The 15551-nt window shown below is 70.6% G+C and carries 11 protein-coding genes and 1 tRNA gene; 8 read left to right on the forward strand and 4 right to left on the reverse strand.

Annotated elements, in window-relative coordinates:
* Positions 1 to 24: 24 nt before the first annotated feature.
* From eccCa to EJG53_RS18490, 8 genes are all read left to right on the forward strand, one after another.
* Entirely contained in the window at positions 25 to 4056 is a 4032-nt protein-coding gene (gene eccCa / locus EJG53_RS18455; protein WP_125045770.1) for a type VII secretion protein EccCa, read from the forward strand.
* Positions 4057 to 4138: 82 nt separating this feature from the next.
* Positions 4139 to 5569 carry a DUF6177 family protein gene (locus EJG53_RS18460; protein ID WP_125045771.1) on the forward strand — a complete coding sequence of 477 codons (1431 nt, stop codon included), beginning with the start codon at positions 4139 to 4141 and terminating at the stop codon, positions 5567 to 5569.
* 156 nt (positions 5570 to 5725) lie between these two features.
* Complete coding sequence (locus tag EJG53_RS18465) at positions 5726 to 6058, forward strand: hypothetical protein (RefSeq protein WP_125045772.1); 333 nt, start codon at positions 5726 to 5728, stop codon at positions 6056 to 6058.
* Between the two features lie 45 nt (positions 6059 to 6103).
* Entirely contained in the window at positions 6104 to 6415 is a 312-nt protein-coding gene (locus EJG53_RS18470; RefSeq protein ID WP_030019277.1) for a pore-forming ESAT-6 family protein, read from the forward strand.
* Positions 6416 to 6542: 127 nt separating this feature from the next.
* Positions 6543 to 6995: a DUF6507 family protein gene (locus EJG53_RS18475; protein WP_125045773.1), complete on the forward strand. Its 453-nt coding sequence runs from the start codon at positions 6543 to 6545 to the stop codon at positions 6993 to 6995.
* Positions 6992 to 8716, forward strand: a complete 1725-nt coding sequence (locus tag EJG53_RS18480; RefSeq protein WP_125045774.1) for a hypothetical protein — start codon at positions 6992 to 6994, stop codon at positions 8714 to 8716. The genes EJG53_RS18475 and EJG53_RS18480 overlap by 4 nt, the downstream gene beginning before the upstream one ends.
* Positions 8638 to 9753 (forward strand): hypothetical protein, encoded by a 1116-nt coding sequence (locus EJG53_RS18485; RefSeq protein ID WP_125045775.1) that lies wholly within the window; start codon positions 8638 to 8640, stop codon positions 9751 to 9753. Before EJG53_RS18480 ends, EJG53_RS18485 begins: the two co-directional genes overlap by 79 nt.
* Before the next feature lie 17 nt (positions 9754 to 9770).
* Positions 9771 to 10625, forward strand: a complete 855-nt coding sequence (locus EJG53_RS18490; protein ID WP_244955204.1) for an immunity 49 family protein — start codon at positions 9771 to 9773, stop codon at positions 10623 to 10625.
* A gap of 309 nt (positions 10626 to 10934) precedes the next feature.
* On the opposite strand, the gene EJG53_RS18495 is transcribed toward EJG53_RS18490, so the two are convergent.
* The 4 genes from EJG53_RS18495 to EJG53_RS18510 all read right to left on the reverse strand — a co-directional run bounded on the left by EJG53_RS18495 (position 10935) and on the right by EJG53_RS18510 (position 15340).
* Positions 10935 to 11930 carry a helix-turn-helix transcriptional regulator gene (locus EJG53_RS18495; protein ID WP_125045776.1) on the reverse strand — a complete coding sequence of 332 codons (996 nt, stop codon included), beginning with the start codon at positions 11928 to 11930 and terminating at the stop codon, positions 10935 to 10937.
* Positions 11931 to 12179: 249 nt separating this feature from the next.
* A tRNA-Thr gene (locus EJG53_RS18500) sits at positions 12180 to 12256 on the reverse strand.
* A 49-nt stretch (positions 12257 to 12305) separates the two neighbouring features.
* Entirely contained in the window at positions 12306 to 13907 is a 1602-nt protein-coding gene (locus EJG53_RS18505) for an alpha/beta hydrolase (RefSeq protein ID WP_125045777.1), read from the reverse strand.
* Positions 13908 to 14110: 203 nt separating this feature from the next.
* Positions 14111 to 15340 (reverse strand): DNA polymerase III subunit delta', encoded by a 1230-nt coding sequence (locus tag EJG53_RS18510; RefSeq protein ID WP_125045778.1) that lies wholly within the window; start codon positions 15338 to 15340, stop codon positions 14111 to 14113.
* Positions 15341 to 15551: the final 211 nt, after the last annotated feature.

The following is a 15551-nucleotide window of genomic DNA, read 5'->3' on the forward strand; positions in this document are numbered from 1 at the left end:
CCCGAACGTGAACGACGGACGACGATGAGTACCCGACTGATCCACCGCCCGGCCAGGACCGCCCAACCCCCGGCCGCCCCCGAGCCGCGCCTCGTCGAGGCCCCGCCCAACCTCCCGGAGGGCAAGGCGGGCAACGTCGCGATGTCGCTGCTGCCGGTCGCGGGCGTCATGTCGTCCGTGGTGATGATGACCGTCGTGCGCAACAGCCAGTTCGCCGCGCTGGGTGCGATCATCCTGGTCGTCACCGTCATCGGCTCGGTCGTGCTCGTCCTCTCGCAGCGCGGCAAGGCCCAGCGCACCCGGCGCACCCAGCGCGAGGCGTACCTCACCTACCTGGAGGACCTGCGCGAGGAGCTCGCCGCCGAGGAGCGCGAGCGGCGCAGCCGCGCCGACGTCCTCGATCCGCCGCCGCCCGCCCTGTACGACATGGTCCGCGACCCCGCCCGCCTCTGGGAGCGCCGGCGCGCCGACCGCGACTTCCTGCGCGTCCGCGCCGGCACCGGCGAGATGCCCGTACGCGATCTGCGGATCACCCAGCAGGGCTCTTCCGTCCTCACCCCGCCCGACCGCTTCATGCTCAACGAGGCGTCGGCCCTGCTGGCGCGCTTCCGTACCGGCACCGGTCTCCCGCTCACCGTTCCGCTCGACCGCGTCGGCAACGTCAGCGTCATCGGCCCTCGTGAGGACTGCCTGCGCCTCGCGCGCGCCCTGCTCGTCCAGGCGGCCGCTCTGCACGCCCCCGACGACGTGGGCATGGCGCTCGCCGTGCCCGGCCACCGGCTGGCGGACTGGGAGTGGGCCAAGTGGCTGCCGCACCTGCTCGACACGGAGCAGTACGACGGTCCCGTCGCCGCTCGGCGTATCGCGCCCTCCGCGCCGCAGCTCGCCCGGCAGCTCGGCCCCGAACTGCGCCGGCGCGCCTCGTACGCGGCGGAGGTGCGGCGTGGTCTCTCCGGCAAGGATGCCCTGGCCCTGACGTCCCGGCTGCTCGTCGTCGCCGACGGACACGGGGAGGACGCCGTCGAACTCCCGCGTCCCGACGAGGCGGTGGACCTGCGGGAGATGGCCGTCACCGTCCTGCACCTGCTCGACCGGCGGGTTCAGGAGCCGGGTCAGGTCAGCGTCCGGATCACCGTCGACGGTGATCAGGTGGCCGTCGAAGACCTGCGCGAACCGGAACCGGTCAGCGCGCACGGCACCGTGGACGAGGTGAGCATCCCGTTCGCCGAAGGGCTGGCGCGGATGCTGGCGCCGCTGCGGCTGTCCGCCGAGTCGCCGGCCGACGCGCCCCTGTCCGGGCCGGTCGGGTTCGCCGGCCTCCTCGGCATCGACGACGTGGCACGGCTCGACGTACCGCGCCTGTGGGCCCCGCGCGGCGAGCGCGCTTTCCTGCGCGTACCGATCGGCGTCAACGACCTCCACGAGCCGGTGCTGCTGGACCTGAAGGAGTCCTCGGAGCTGGGCATGGGTCCGCACGGCCTGTGCGTCGGCGCCACCGGCTCCGGGAAGTCGGAGCTGCTGCGCACCCTTGTCCTCGCCCTGGCGACCACGCACCCGCCGGAGGATCTCGCCCTGGTCCTCGTCGACTACAAGGGCGGCGCGACCTTCGCGCCGTTCGCGGACCTGCCGCACGTCGCCGGTGTCATCACCAACTTGGAGAACCAGGCCGGCCTGGTCGAACGCGTCCACGCCTCGCTCGCCGGCGAGGTCAAGCGACGCCAGCAGCTCCTCAAGGACGCCGGGAACATCGCCGACATCGGTGACTACGCGGCGCTGCGCGGCAGCCGGCGGCCCGACCTGGAGCCGCTGCCGCACCTGTTCGTCGTCATCGACGAGTTCGGCGAACTGCTCACGGCCAGGCCGGACTTCATCGACCTGTTCCTGTCCATAGGCCGCATCGGCCGCTCCATCGGCGTCCATCTGCTGCTCTCCAGCCAGCGCATCGAGGGCGGCAACCTCAAAGGGCTGGACACCTACCTCTCGTACCGGCTCGGCCTGCGCACCTTCTCCGCCGACGAGTCACGTACGGTCCTGGACACCACGGACGCCTTCCACCTGCCGCCGCTGCCCGGATTCGGCTACCTCAAGGTCGACACCAGCCACTACGACCGCTTCAAGGCGAGCTACGTGTCGGGGCCCTACCGAGGCCCCGCACCCCGCTCGGACGAGGAGACCACCGGGCCCCGCGCCCTCCGCTACGACGCCTTCAACACCACAAGCGACGGGCAGGGCCCGGACGTGGAGGAACCGGCCGTACGCCGCCGTGAGACCGGACCGACCGAACTGAGCGTCATGGTCGGGCAACTGGCGCAGGCCCTCGGGACAGTACGCCGGATCTGGCTGCCGCCGCTGCCCGGCGCGATCGCCCTGGACACCGTCGCCGGGCCGCTGGACGTGGGAAGGCGCGGGCTCCAGCTCCTGGACACGAGGGGACGCGCCCCGGGAGGCTCCTCGACGGACGGCATACGGGGCACGGTCCGGGACCGGACCCCGCTCCGGGTGCCGCTCGGCCTGCTCGACGACCCGGCCAGACAGTGGCAGGGCCAGTGGTACCTGGACCTCACCGTGGCCGGCGGTCACGCCGCGGTCATCGGCGGCCCGCAGTCCGGCAAGACGACCCTCCTGCGCACCTTCGTCCTCTCGCTCGCGCTGACCCACACCCCGCAAGAGGTCGGCGTCTACGGTCTCGACCTGGTCGGCGGCGGCCTCCAGGCCCTTTCGGCCCTGCCGCACGTCGGCGGTGTCGCGGGACGTGCCGACCGGGAGCGCGCGGCACGGACCGTCGAAGAGGTACGGACCATGCTCACGGCCCGCGAGGAGCTCTTCCGTGAGCACGGCATCGACTCCCTCGGCCAACTGCGTGACCTGCACGCGGCCGGCCGGCTGCCCGAGCTGGCCTCCGCCGAGATCGTGCTGGTCATCGACGGGTTCGGCGGCCTGCGCGACGACTTCGAGGAACTGGACGACGACGTCGCCGACATCCTCCGGCGCGGCGGCGGTTACGGCGTCCATGTCGTCGCCGCCATGCTCCGCTGGAACGACGCGCGCATCGCCGTCCAGTCGAACTTCGGCACCCGCGTCGAACTGCGGCTGAACGATCCCGGCGAGTCCTGCATCGACCACAAGCTCGCCGCCACCCTCGCGCCGGACGAACCCGGCCGCGTCCTCACCGACGGACGGCTCTTCGCGCAGGCCGCGCTGCCCCGTACGGACGGCCTCGCTGACACCTCGGAGCTGGGCGCGGTCCTGGAGCGGACGGCCCGCACCGTCCGCGCGTCCTGGAGCGGCGAGACCGCCCAGCCGGTACGGGTCCTCCCGCACCTCCTGGAGCCGCAGTTCCTGCCCGGCCCGGCAGCCGAACCCACCCGGGTGCCGATCGGCCTGGACCAGGCGGCACTCGAACCCGTCCTGCTCGACCTGTTCGCCCACGACCAGCATCTGCTGGTCCTCGGCGACAGCGAGTGCGGCAAGACGAACCTCCTGAAGGCCGTCGCCACCGGCCTCGTCGACCGCTACGGCGAGGACGAGCTGGTCTTCGCCGTCATGGACCCGCGACGCAGCCTGCGCGGCGTGATCCCCGAAGAGTTCAACGGCGGCTACGCGTACAACGCCAAGCTGTGCGCGGGCCTCGCCAACGGCATCGCGACCGTACTGGAGCAGCGGCTGCCCGACGACACCGCGCGCCTCGAAGAGCTGGAGCCCGGGAGCTGGGGCGGCGGCCCGCGGATCGTGGTCCTCGTGGACGACTACGACGTCCTGACCACCGCGGGCCAGGCGCCACTGGCGCCGTTCCTGCCCTACATCCCGGCCGCCGCGGACATCGGCCTGCACTTCGTCCTGACGCGCCGCGTGGCAGGCGCCTCACGCGGCATGTACGAGCCCCTCGTGCAGAGCCTGCGCGAATCGGGGGCCACGGCGCTGCTCATGGCGGGCGACCGCGGCGAGGGCCAGTTGTTCCCCGGCCTGTACGCGTCCCAGCAGCCCGCCGGCCGCGGCGTACTCGTCCGCAGGGGCCGCCCCCACCGCCTCATCCAGACCGTGTACGCCCCCGAGTGACCCGCCCGACCGCTGCCGCGCGCAGACGGTCCACCCGGACCGCGGCGGCCGAGCCACGAACGACGAAGGACCGGACGACCCCATGACCAAGGACGTCATCGCCCTCACGGCACGTATGCCCGACCCCTGGGGCCTGCTCGCGGGCCTGCTCTCCGGGGGCCCCGACAAACTCCTCGACACGGCGGGAGAGGGCGCGCTCCTGCGCCTCTGCGACCCGGCGGGGCGCCCGCTCGTCTCGGTGGAGGCGCCCCTGCTCATCCAGGTCGCCGGCGAGGCCGAGCGGCTGCTCGGTGCCACGGCGCCCTCGCTCCCCTACTGGTGGACGGAGGCCCGTGCCACCACCGGCGTCGAGCAGGCCGAGCGGCTCGCGGGCACCTTCGCGGCCCGGCTGGCCTCGCTGTCCGGCGGCACCGCCTGGCCCCCGGAGGCCGCGCGCAGCCTGGCCGTGGTGCCATCCGACGACGAGGGTGTCGTACCCGCACCCGCCACCGACCGGCCCGCCGTCGACGTCCTCACGGACAAGGCCGCCGTCGTGATCCAGGACCGGCCGGTGGTCGCCATGACCGCCTGGCTCTCCGACGCCTTCCGTTCCGCCGCCCTCGCCGAGCTGGGGCTCCAGATCGTCACCCCGGCGGGCACCACCCTCTCCCCCGCCGTCCGGGACAACCTCGGCACCTGGCCGTCCCGCTGGGTCGTACGGGACGAGCGGGACGGCTACTACGACGGGCTGACCGGGGCCGTACTGCGCTGGCAGGGCGAGATGTTCGCGCCGCTCACGGCCGCCGACGCGACCCCGGACGACCCGCGCGCCACCCTGGCCGCCGCCTTCCAGGAGGCCGCGCCCACCGGCGAGCGGCAACTGGCCGTCACCTTCCGCACCGTCCACCCCGCACATGAAGGGCTGGTCCTCGGCGGCGCGTTGGAGGCCGTATGGCGCGAGCTGACCGGCGAACCGCCCGCCGGATGGGGAACCGCCGAACCCGCCGGCCTCCCCTGGTCACCCCGCCACCTGACCGACCTCGCCTACGCCAGAGCGCCCGAGCCCACCTGGTTCGTGGTGGTCGGCAGCCCGGCCCGTCCCGGCCTCGCCACGGTGCGCATCAGCCGTACGAAGGCGGGCGTGGAGGAAGACGTCAGGCTGATGTTCGGCTACGGAGCCGTCGAGGAGCCGCCGGTCGAGTCCCTGCCCCGGGTCGCGGAGGTGCTGGCAACCCGTCACGGCCTCCGGTCGATGCTCGTACAGATCCGCAAGGCCCGCCGCGACCTCGCGGTACCGCCCCGCTTCGAAGGCCCGGGCGTGCCCGTGGCGTTCGTGCTCGGCGCGGAAGAAGTTCACGCAATGCCCGGCGACCGCGCCTTCCGTACCCCGCTGGCCGAAGCGCCGGTCCGCCTCGGCCGCAAGACCAGACCGGCGCTGTACTACCCGCTGCCCGGTGACCCGTCGGACGTGTCGGGCTGGCGGGACTTCGAGCTCCTGATGAGCCATCTGAAAGGCGCCGGCGAAACCTCTTAGGGGTGCCCGCGAGGCACCTGCTGCGTCCACGAGGCATCACCCGACGCCCGAACGTCATGAGCGTGTCACAGCACCGCCATTACTGATTGCACCACTGATGCCCGAGTTGATAGAGATGAACGTACATGTGAAGGTCACGTCTGGCAGGGGGGCCCGATGAAGTTCGACATGGGGGCACAGACGCTCTCGACCCTGAGGTCGCAGTCCCAGGGTTCGGGTTCGGAGCTGGGGGCTCTGATCCATCAGCTCGTACAGGCGGCACAGCCGCTGGAGAGCAAGTTCAACGGCTCGGGCAAGGCCGCGTTCGACTCGTTCAAGTCGCGCGCCGACGAGATCACGGCGGCCCTGAACAGCGCGCTGTCCGCGATCGTCGGCGGCCAGGCGGGCATGGATTCGGCGTTCGGCTCCGGTGACCAGGAGCAGGCCGACAACGCCCGGTCGCAGATGGCGGCGGCGAACTTCGACGCGGCGCGCTTCTCCGGCCGCTGACGGCCGACCGCCGCAGAAGTAACCGGAAACCTCAGGGGGATCGACATGGCTGCCGGCATGGACCGCCGTTCATACGACACGGGCGCCTCGGCGGAGGCACAGGGCAACATCCAGGCCGTGATCGCGCGCCTGGAACAGGTGATCACGGAGCGCGACGCGCAGGTGAAGGCCGCCATGGCCGACTTCACGGCGGACGGCGTCGCGGACGAGTACCACGGCAAGGAACTGCGCTGGAACCGCGCGTCCCAGGAGGTCAGGAGCATCATCCAGCTCCTGCGGACGACGCTGGAGAAGAACGACGGGACCGCACACCAGACGCTCGCCCGCGCCAAGGCCGCGGTCGACAACATCGGCTGAACCGGCCCGGCGCGCCAGGAGGGACGCACTTCTCCGTAACGCGTCGACGGCTGGGAGACCACGGGGTGACGGCGCCGCCGCACGGTGCGTGCGGCGGCGCTACGGATGTGCAGCCAGGGGGGCATACATGGCGTCATGGGACATTCAACCGCAGGGAGTCCAAGGCCAGTTGAAGGCCGTCGGCGCGCACTCAGAAGACCTGGGTTCGGCCCTCAACACGCTGCTCACGGACCTCCAGGAGGCGGCCCGGGCGGCCGGCACGGCCGTGCCGGGCTCGCAGGCCACGACGCTGCCGGGCGGGGCACCGGTACTGACGACGGCCAAGCCGGTGGGCCCGGTCGCCCCCGACCGGCTGCCGCAGAAGGCGACGGGCCCGGTCGCCGCCGCGCTGGTCGAGTACGCGTCCCGACGCAAGGGGGACATCAAGGCGATGGCCGACCGCGTCCAGGCCGCCGTACTGGGCGCCGCCCAGGCCACCAATGAGTACGTCGAGGGCGACCTGGAAGCGGCCAGGAACGCCCAGAACGCCGCCCGGGCCGTGCGGCTGGACGCGCTGAAGACCTTCGGGGGGAAGCAGTGAGCAACGCGCCGGTCGACCCGGCAGAGGTGCCGGTCTACACCGGTGACCTGGGCAGCCTCCAGGCCAAGGTGACGTCGCTGGCCCAGGGCGGCACCAAGGTCAAGACCGCCGGCTCGGACGTCCACACGTCCTTCGGCGGCCTGTCCGCCTTCTACCACGCACCCGAGGCCGAGCAGTTGTTCGCCGTCACCGAGCCGGTGGCGCGCACCGCACGGACCCTCGGCGACGAGATGCAGACGGTCTCCAAGGCCCTGGGCACCTACGCCCAGGAGATCACCCCGCTGGTCGACCAACTGAACCGGCTCAGACAGGAAGCCGCCGACTTCCGCGCCAAGGACGCCGCCGAGGACGACTGGAACGAGGACGGCGACCTGGTCGAGGAGAACCTCGCCCGCCGTAACAAGATTGCCGAAGTCTGGGCCGCCTTCCAGTCGGCCGAACGCGACTGCCACGCGAAGATCGTCGCCCTGGTCGGCGGCACCGCGCTCAAGACGAACGACGGCACCGACCAGAAGGGCATGTACGGCTACGACGCCGAAGCCCTCAAACAGTCCAAGAGCCTCCCCTGGGGAGACGCGGTCGAGGAGTCGGTCCCCGCCTGGCAGGTGTGGGAGCACGTCTACGACTTCGGCAAGGGACTCATTGTCGACGGCCTGTGGGGCACCGTCAGGGGCCTGGGCACCCTCGTCGGCGTGGACGGCTGGGACGCCGCCGGCGAGGCATGGGTCAACCTGGCCAAGCTCTCCACCGCCATCACCATCGCCGCCATCCCCGGCCTGGGCGCCGCCTACCTGACCATGCCCGGCAACATGCTCCCTTCCTGGCTGCGTGACTCCCGGAAGGCGATGGTCGACACCGGCAAGGCGATGCTGGCCTGGGACCAGTGGGGCACGAACAACTCCCGCGCCGCGGGCGCCGTCACCTTCAACGTCCTGACCGCCCTCTTCACCCGCGGCGGCAGCGCGGCCGTATCGGGCGCCGGCAAAGCGGGCGCTGCCGCCAAGGCCCTCTCCTTCGCCGGCAAGGCGGGCCAGGTCATCGACCCGATGACGTATGTGTTCAAGGGGGCGGGGCTGGGGCTGTCGAAGGTCGGCGATGTCATCGGCCACCTCAAGGGCCTCGGGCACGTAGAGATCCCGAAGATTTCCGAGGGCGCCTACAGCCTGCCCGAAGGCGCCGCCAAGCTGCCGGACGGCACGATCCGACTCCCCAAGGATGCCGCCATCCCAGAAGGGGCAACCGTACTCCCCGACCGCAGAATCAAGCTGCCGGAAGACACGGTCACCCTTCCCCCGCACACGGTGAAGGACCCGTTCACCGGAAACTTCGCGGACGGCGCCGGCAACCTCTACGGCAAGGACGGCACCCTCCTCCAAGACGCCAAGAACGCCCCCAGGGCAAACCCGCCTCACCCACCACTAGCGCGGACCACCCGCGCGTCGAGACTCCGGCCCACCAGGAACAGCCGGTCCTGGCCGGTGTGGGCGGGCGGGGGGACGATGCCGTACGCATCGGCTCGGACGTCTCAGGTCCGGTGCACACGAGCGGTAAGGCGGGGCACAGCGGGACCGGTCCAGACGACACCTCCCCCGCGGGACGCGCGGGTGACGGCAGCGCGGGCAGCCATTTGCCCACGAACAACGTGGACGACGGGACGGGCGGAACAGGCCGCACCGGCGACCAAGCCCCCACAACCGGAGGCAGCCACACGGACACGCTGAGCACCGGCGGCACTCACAACCCGCTGGGCGGCCACGGGCCCGGCGGCTTCGACGACATCCCGGCCTTCGGTGACAAGGGGGACCGTGCGGGCCACGGGCCGGCCCCAGCGAGCGGTCACGATGGCCAGCCGCCGCACACCACTTCCGGGCAGCAGCTGACGCCCGAACAGGTCAAGGCCAAGCAGGCCGAGTTCGTTCAGAAGGCCAACGATCCCGACAAAACCTGGTTCAACCAGTACTACCGGTCGGACGGGCACCGCCTCAGCATCCACACCAAGATCGACGATGTCGAGTTGCCGATCCTGGCGAAGGACAGCGACGGGGCCTGGATGCCCAAGGACAGCCTTCCCTCCGCCGGCTCCGAGACCAAGTTCGGCCGTGATCCATTCGTCCGCGACGAGACCCTGCCCGCGATCGACCATCTCGACGATGTCTCCAAGGACCGCAGGGTCTCCGTGGAACTCGCCAACGCCGAGCGCATGCACAAGTCCACGCCCACCGCCGAAACGCTCGACGGCCTGGCGAAGGCGCAGGAGCGTTTCGAGGCTCGCATGACACCACGATGGGGCGAGAACACCTCCAACAACACCTCGTTCTCGGAACGCCTGGGCGAGGACGCGGCGCGGCTGCACGTCGTCCCGGAAAGGTTTCCCGGCTCGGCGGAGCAGCCACTGCCCAAGACGTCCAACGGCGCCAACATGTTCGACCAGCTGTACCGCCGTCCGGACGGCAAGTTGATGATCATCGAGGCGAAGGCGCCTTCTTCCAGCCTCCTCTGGCGCAAGGGCGCCGGCCCGGCCGAGGGCTTCATGGTGAAGCAAGGCACTGAGCCGTACCTGCGCACCATCATCGCCGAGATGGAGCGCCGACCGAACCTGAAGGTGACCGATACCTCGGGCAAGGTATGGACGAACGCGGAGCTCGCCGATGAGCTCACGAGAGCCTTGGACAGCAAGAACCTGGAATACGCCATGGTGAAAGCCACAGACGGCGGCAGTAAGTACGCTGGAGCCGTCCTCGAATTCTTCAAGATCTGACAAGGGAGACAGGGCCCGTGATCGTGCCGCGCCAGGACTATGACAAGGACGAGATGGCAGCGGTGGTTCCCGTCATGGAGGGGTCGCTGGCCTATTCGTTGGAGGAGATCGAGACCTCGCACAACTCCAGGTCGAGCGCAGTCATGAGGTCGCTGAACGTCGCCCTGGTCCGCTGTGTCGGTGACCCCGGTGCCGTCATGTTGGAGACTTGGGAGTCCTGGCTGCTGGCCATGCAGGTGCACTCGGCCGTCTTCGCCGCCGCCGCTCCCGACCGGGAAACGGTCACCTGCAAGATCCGCCAGGAGGAGCGCCACCTCGTCGCCACCGGACCGCAGACCTACATCAATGCGAACACCTGGCTCAACGCCTTCTACCTCGCGGTCATCTGCCGTGAAGCAGCCCGCCTCGACATGCTGGCCCGGACTCCGATGTCCCTGCTGCGCGACTTCGGTGGCGAACTGGACGAGTACACCTACTCCTGGGTGGAGACCCTCCAGAGCTTCTGGCTCCACCGGGACGACCTGCGCACGCACCTGGTGCGAGCCGTGGACCTGAGCGCTCCCGAGCACGCCCGCGTCGTCGACGCGGAGACGATGACCAAGCTCCGCTACCCCCCGATCATGATGCTCTACCGCTACCTGCGCAATGACGCCGCCGGCTTCAACGAGGCCCTGGCCGACGCCGTCCGCTGGCACAAGGAGTACTGGACCGCCGACGAGGACCGCGCTCAGAACATCCATGGGGTCGTGGCCCTTGCTCCGCTGGCGATCGCCTGTCTGGCGAAAGCCAACGGCGTCCCGGTCGAGGTCGAGACCGACTATCTCCCCGAGGCCCTCCTGGACTTCGCCTGGCGCGGCGAGTTCGACGCGTGACACCACACCTCACGTAAGCCGCGCTCACGTGACCACCGTGATCTCACGCCACGCATTCCGCCCGTACAACGTGGCGTGATCACGACACCGGTCGTCGCAGCCGGGCGGCCGAACAACTACCTGTTGCAAAGAGCCTCTCTCGCAGACGTTGGCGGAATTGGCCGGACTCGGCGCGAACGACAGACCCGACGTGGTCGAGCTGGAGAGATTGCGAGAACTCGCGAGTGAAGACCGCCCCGGGACGGGGGTCGGTCGTGCAGGCTCCGCGGAAGCCGGCTGGCCAGGCAGCGGACACGTGGCCCCTTAGACTCACCGCACCCCGCCACCCGCGTGCAGGGCGCCGCTTTCGATGTCGTCGACGTGGACGATGGCGTCCGGAATGTCCTTGAAGTGCATCAACGCTTTGACGGACACCTTGTAGCTGCGACCCGCCCTCGCCACGGGGAACGGGAACTGTCCTGCCCTGATGAGACGGTGCGCGGCGGATTCCGCAATGCCCATCACGCCGGCGGCTTCTCGGAGGCCGATGAATGAGGGGTAGAGGTCCGAGGCGTAGTAGTAAAGGTTCGGGTTGGAAATTCTGGACCGGAGCAGCCCGAAGGAACGCACCGCCTGGCTGACCGAGCCCGAACGGCTACCGGAGCGAAGTTGGTCATGGAAGCTCCGTACGGCGTCGAAGTGCCCCAGCCGCTGATACAGCGCGCCGAGCCGCTCACCCCGGATCTGTTCTGCGACGTCAGCATCGCGGATGCTGTCCACATCGATGATCGACGACGCCCGCAGCGTAGATCCCTGAGCGGATATTTCCGGCCGCGCGAATATCTCGATGTCGTCCATCGACCACTCCGACGAGGTGGCATCCGCAAACCGGAAGGCCGCATCGAAGGCCGCCTTCACCATTCGGTCTCTGACGTGACGAGGCGGTACGCCCATGGCGGTATCCGCCCACACCTCCAAAGCGGTCGCCACCATGGCCGAGCGTATCTCTTCACGCTCGGCCCGGAAGTCCCGGGAGATTTTACTGGATATCGAACGGAAACAAGGGACGATGCAGTCGAGTATGACCAGTCGCCATGTGTTGTCGCCATCCAGGTCGGACAACCTGCCCATGGCAATCATGGATTCCCACAGCCGGGAACTCGGAGCCGACCGGACTCCGGACGATATCGCCTCGGCGCGGAACTTCGGATAGGTGGGATGACGCTTGATCTCGCACTCCTTTACATCTCCCACGTGCACGCACACCGGCGCTTCTCCGAAGATCTTCCGCACCTTCCGTTCGATGCAGTCGAAGACATCTGGCATTACTCGCTCTCCCGCCTTCACTGTCCATTCGCAGCCGAGTATGGCGATCCGGGGAGATCCAAGGCATCTCCCTTTGTGGCGTCACTCGATCGGGTGAAGGATGCCGTGTTCGGGCTTTCTGGATCTCGCGGCGGGACTATCGGGGCTGATCGGCGTAATCCACGTCACTGACTTTCTCGCGTCAGCAGCCGTCGGCTTCCAGGTAACAACAAAGAGGCCAGGTCACGTCTTACGTGACCTGGCCTCCGTTGGAGCCGCCTGGGGGAGTCGAACCCCCGACCTACGCATTACGAGTGCGTCGCTCTGGCCGACTGAGCTAAGGCGGCGTGGTGCGGAGCCCAGTCTACACATCGGATGGGGGTGGTCCGAACCGGGTCAGGTGCAGTGTTTGTCGGGGGGTGGGGGTGTGCCTTCCAGGAGGTAGGTGTTGATGGTGGTGTCGATGCAGTCGCTGCCGCGGCCGTAGGCGGTGTGGCCGTCGCCCTCGTAGGTGAGGAGGGTGGCGGAGGAGAGCTGGGAGGCCAGGGAGCGGGCCCAGGGGTATGGGGTGGCCGGGTCACGGGTGGTGCCGACGACCAGGATCGGGGCGGCGCCCTCGGCGGTGATGCGGTGGGGTTCGCCGGTGGGCTTGACCGGCCAGTACGCGCAGTTCAGGGCGGCCCAGGCGAAGCTTTCGCCGAAGACCGGGGAGGCCTTGCGGAAGGCGGGCAGGGCGGCCCGTACCTCGTCGGGGCCGGAGAAGGCGCCGGGGAGGTCGAGGCAGTTCACGGCGGGGTTGGCGAACATCTGGTTGGCGTAGGTGCCGTCGGGGTCGCGTTCGTAGTAGGAGTCGGAGAGGGCCAGCAGGCCGCTGCCGTCGCCTTTCTGGGCCTTGGCGAGGTAGTCGCGCAGCACCGGCCAGGCGCCCTCGTCGTACATCGCGGCCGTCACGCCGCTGGTGGCGAGGGATTCGGTGAGGGTGCGAGGGCCGCCGGTGGGGGCGGGGTGGGCGTCGAGCTGTTTGAAGAGGGCGCTCAGGCGGCGGCCGGCCTCTTCGGGGCCGCCGGTGCCCAGGGGGCAGTCGCGTTGCTTGGCGCAGTCCTTGGCGAAGGCGGTGAAGGCGGTGTTGAAGCCGGCGGTCTGGTCGCGGTTCATCGTCCGGGCGGGCAGGGAGGGGTCCGTGGCGCCGTCGAGTACGAGGCGGCCGACCCGGGTGGGGAAGAGGCCGGCGTAGGTCGCGCCGAGGAAGGTCCCGTAGGAGGCGCCGACGTAGGTGAGCTTGTCGTCACCGAGGACGGCGCGCAGAACGTCCATGTCGCGGGCCGATTCGGCGGTCGAGACATGGCCGAGGCGGGCTCCGGTGCGGGCGCGGCACCCCCGGGTGAAGTCGCGCAGGGCGCTGGTGAGGCGGTCGACCTCGGCGTCCGAGTCGGGGGTCTGGTCGACGCGGGTGTACCCGTCCATCTGGGCATTGGACAGGCAGGTGACCGGCTCGCTGCGGGCCACGCCGCGCGGGTCCATGGCGACCATGTCGTAGCGGGCCCGGACGGAGTCGGGCTGCGGCGCGTACTGCTGGAGGTAGTCGATCGCCGAGCCGCCCGGGCCGCCCGGGTTGACCATGAGGGAGCCGATGCGGCTGCCCGGGCCGGTGGCCTTCTTGCGGGAGACGGCCAGTTTCAGGTCGGTGGCGGTGCTGGGCTTCGCGTAGTCGAGGGGGGCCTTCATCGTCGTGCACTCGAAGCCGACGATGCCGCACTCGCGCCAGGTGAGTTTCTGGTCGTAGTACGGGCGGAGGGTGGCCGGGACGGTGGTGGGGAGCGGTTTGAGGGTGGCCGTCGCCGCTTCGGGCATGGCGTCGGCGGAGCCCTTACGGCCGTTCGTCGGCTGCCCGGAGGCAGCGGCGCCGGGTGAGGAATCCCCCGAGGAGCAGCCGGAGAGGAGCAGCGCGGTGGCTGTCAGGACGGTACCGGCGGTGCGGAGCAGGCGGTTGGTGGCCATGGCGGTCCCTCGGTCCCGAGGAGAGGAAGGGATGGAAGGGGATGGAAGGGGGGGGAAGAGTGGGAGGGGGTGGGAGGGTGGGGTGGGGGGTGGCTTGTCGGTCGGGGTGGTGGACGGAGCGTATCCGGGTCGGGACGTTCCGTGGGGGTGAGTGGGTACGCTCGTACGGGTGAGGGGTGTGGCTGCGGAGAGGCTGGTGGGGTTCAGCCCTTGCGGAGGGCCGCTGTCATCGCCTCTACGGCCAGGAGGGGCGCCACGTTGCGGTCGAGGGCCTGGCGGCAGGCGATGACCGCCTCTATCCGGCGCAGGGTGCGCTCCGGGGACGAGGAGGCGGCGATCCGCCGGATGCTGTCGCGGACCTCGTCGTTGGCGAGCGGGACCGTGGCGTTCAACTGGACGGCCAGGACGTCGCGGTAGAAGCCGGTGAGGTCGGTCAGGGCGAGGTCGAGGCTGTCGCGCTGGGTACGGGTGGAGCGGCGCTTCTGCTTGTCCTGGAGTTCCTTCATGGCGCCCGCCGTACCGCGCGGCAGCCGGCCGCCCGTGCCGGCGGCGGCGCCGAGGGCGGCGCGCAGCTCCTCCGTCTCCTTGGCGTCGACGTCCTCCGCGACCTGCTTGGCGTCCTCCGTCGCGGCGTCGATCAGTTCCTGGGCGCCCTTGAGGCAGCCGCCGATGTCGTCGACGCGCAGGGGGAGTTTGAGGACGGCGGCACGGCGGGCGCGGGCGCGCTCGTCGGTGGCCAGGCGGCGGGCCCGGCCGATGTGTCCTTGGGTGGCGCGGGCGGCGGCCGCCGCGGCGTCGGGGTCGATGCCGTCCCGGCGGATCAGGACGTCGGCGACGGCGGCCACCGGCGGCGTGCGCAGGGTGACGTGCCGGCAGCGGGAGCGGATCGTGGGCAGGACGTCCTCGATGGAGGGCGCGCACAGCAGCCAGACCGTACGGGGGGCGGGCTCCTCGACGGCCTTGAGGAGGACGTTGCCCGCGCCTTCGGTGAGGCGGTCGGCGTCCTCCAGGACGATGACCTGCCAGCGGCCGCCGGACGGGGACATGGAGGAGCGGCGGACCAGGTCACGGGTCTCCTTGACGCCGATCGAGAGCAGGTCCGTACGGACCACCTCGACGTCGGCGTGGGTGCCCACCAGGCTCGTGTGGCAGCCGTCGCAGAAGCCGCAGCCGGGGGCCCCGCCGAGCGCGCGGTCCGGGCTGACGCACTGGAGGGCGGCGGCGAAGGCGCGGGCGGCGGTGGCCCGGCCGGAGCCGGGCGGGCCGGTGAACAGCCAGGCGTGGGTCATCTTGGACGCGCCGGACTGCGCTATGGGGTCCGCGCCGCTCGCGGCCGCGCCCTCGGCGGTGACCAGCGCGTCTGCGTCGCGTGCGGCAGCGGCAAGCTGCTCCGTCAGGCGTTCCTGCCCGACCACGTCGTCCCACACAGCCATGTCGCTGCCCGCCGTTCCTGTCCGTCCTGCCCGTGCCGTCGCGCTGCCCCGGCGACGCCCGGTCTTCCGCGCCGTCGCGCCGCGCCCCGCGCTCGTTCCATTGTGGGGCCTCCCACTGACAGCGGGGACTGAGGGGAGGAGAGGAGGCGGGGAGCGGTTACGAGGAAGGGGTGAGCCCCTGGTGGCAGCCGGGAGGCGGCTGCTGCCAGGG

Origin of the sequence: Streptomyces chrestomyceticus JCM 4735 (assembly GCF_003865135.1) — a bacterium.
GTDB classification, from domain to species: Bacteria; Actinomycetota; Actinomycetes; order Streptomycetales; family Streptomycetaceae; genus Streptomyces; species Streptomyces chrestomyceticus.

Bases quoted from the DNA above. Each gene is read 5' to 3' on its own strand.
- eccCa (WP_125045770.1), top strand. From the start codon at position 25: ATGAGTACCCGACTGATCCACCGCCCGGCCAGGACCGCCCAACCCCCG.
- EJG53_RS18460 (WP_125045771.1), top strand. From the start codon at position 4,139: ATGACCAAGGACGTCATCGCCCTCACGGCACGTATGCCCGACCCCTGG.
- EJG53_RS18465 (WP_125045772.1), top strand. From the start codon at position 5,726: ATGAAGTTCGACATGGGGGCACAGACGCTCTCGACCCTGAGGTCGCAG.
- EJG53_RS18470 (WP_030019277.1), top strand. From the start codon at position 6,104: ATGGCTGCCGGCATGGACCGCCGTTCATACGACACGGGCGCCTCGGCG.
- EJG53_RS18475 (WP_125045773.1), top strand. From the start codon at position 6,543: ATGGCGTCATGGGACATTCAACCGCAGGGAGTCCAAGGCCAGTTGAAG.
- EJG53_RS18495 (WP_125045776.1), bottom strand. From the start codon at position 11,930: ATGCCAGATGTCTTCGACTGCATCGAACGGAAGGTGCGGAAGATCTTC.
- EJG53_RS18505 (WP_125045777.1), bottom strand. From the start codon at position 13,907: ATGGCCACCAACCGCCTGCTCCGCACCGCCGGTACCGTCCTGACAGCC.
- EJG53_RS18510 (WP_125045778.1), bottom strand. From the start codon at position 15,340: ATGGCTGTGTGGGACGACGTGGTCGGGCAGGAACGCCTGACGGAGCAG.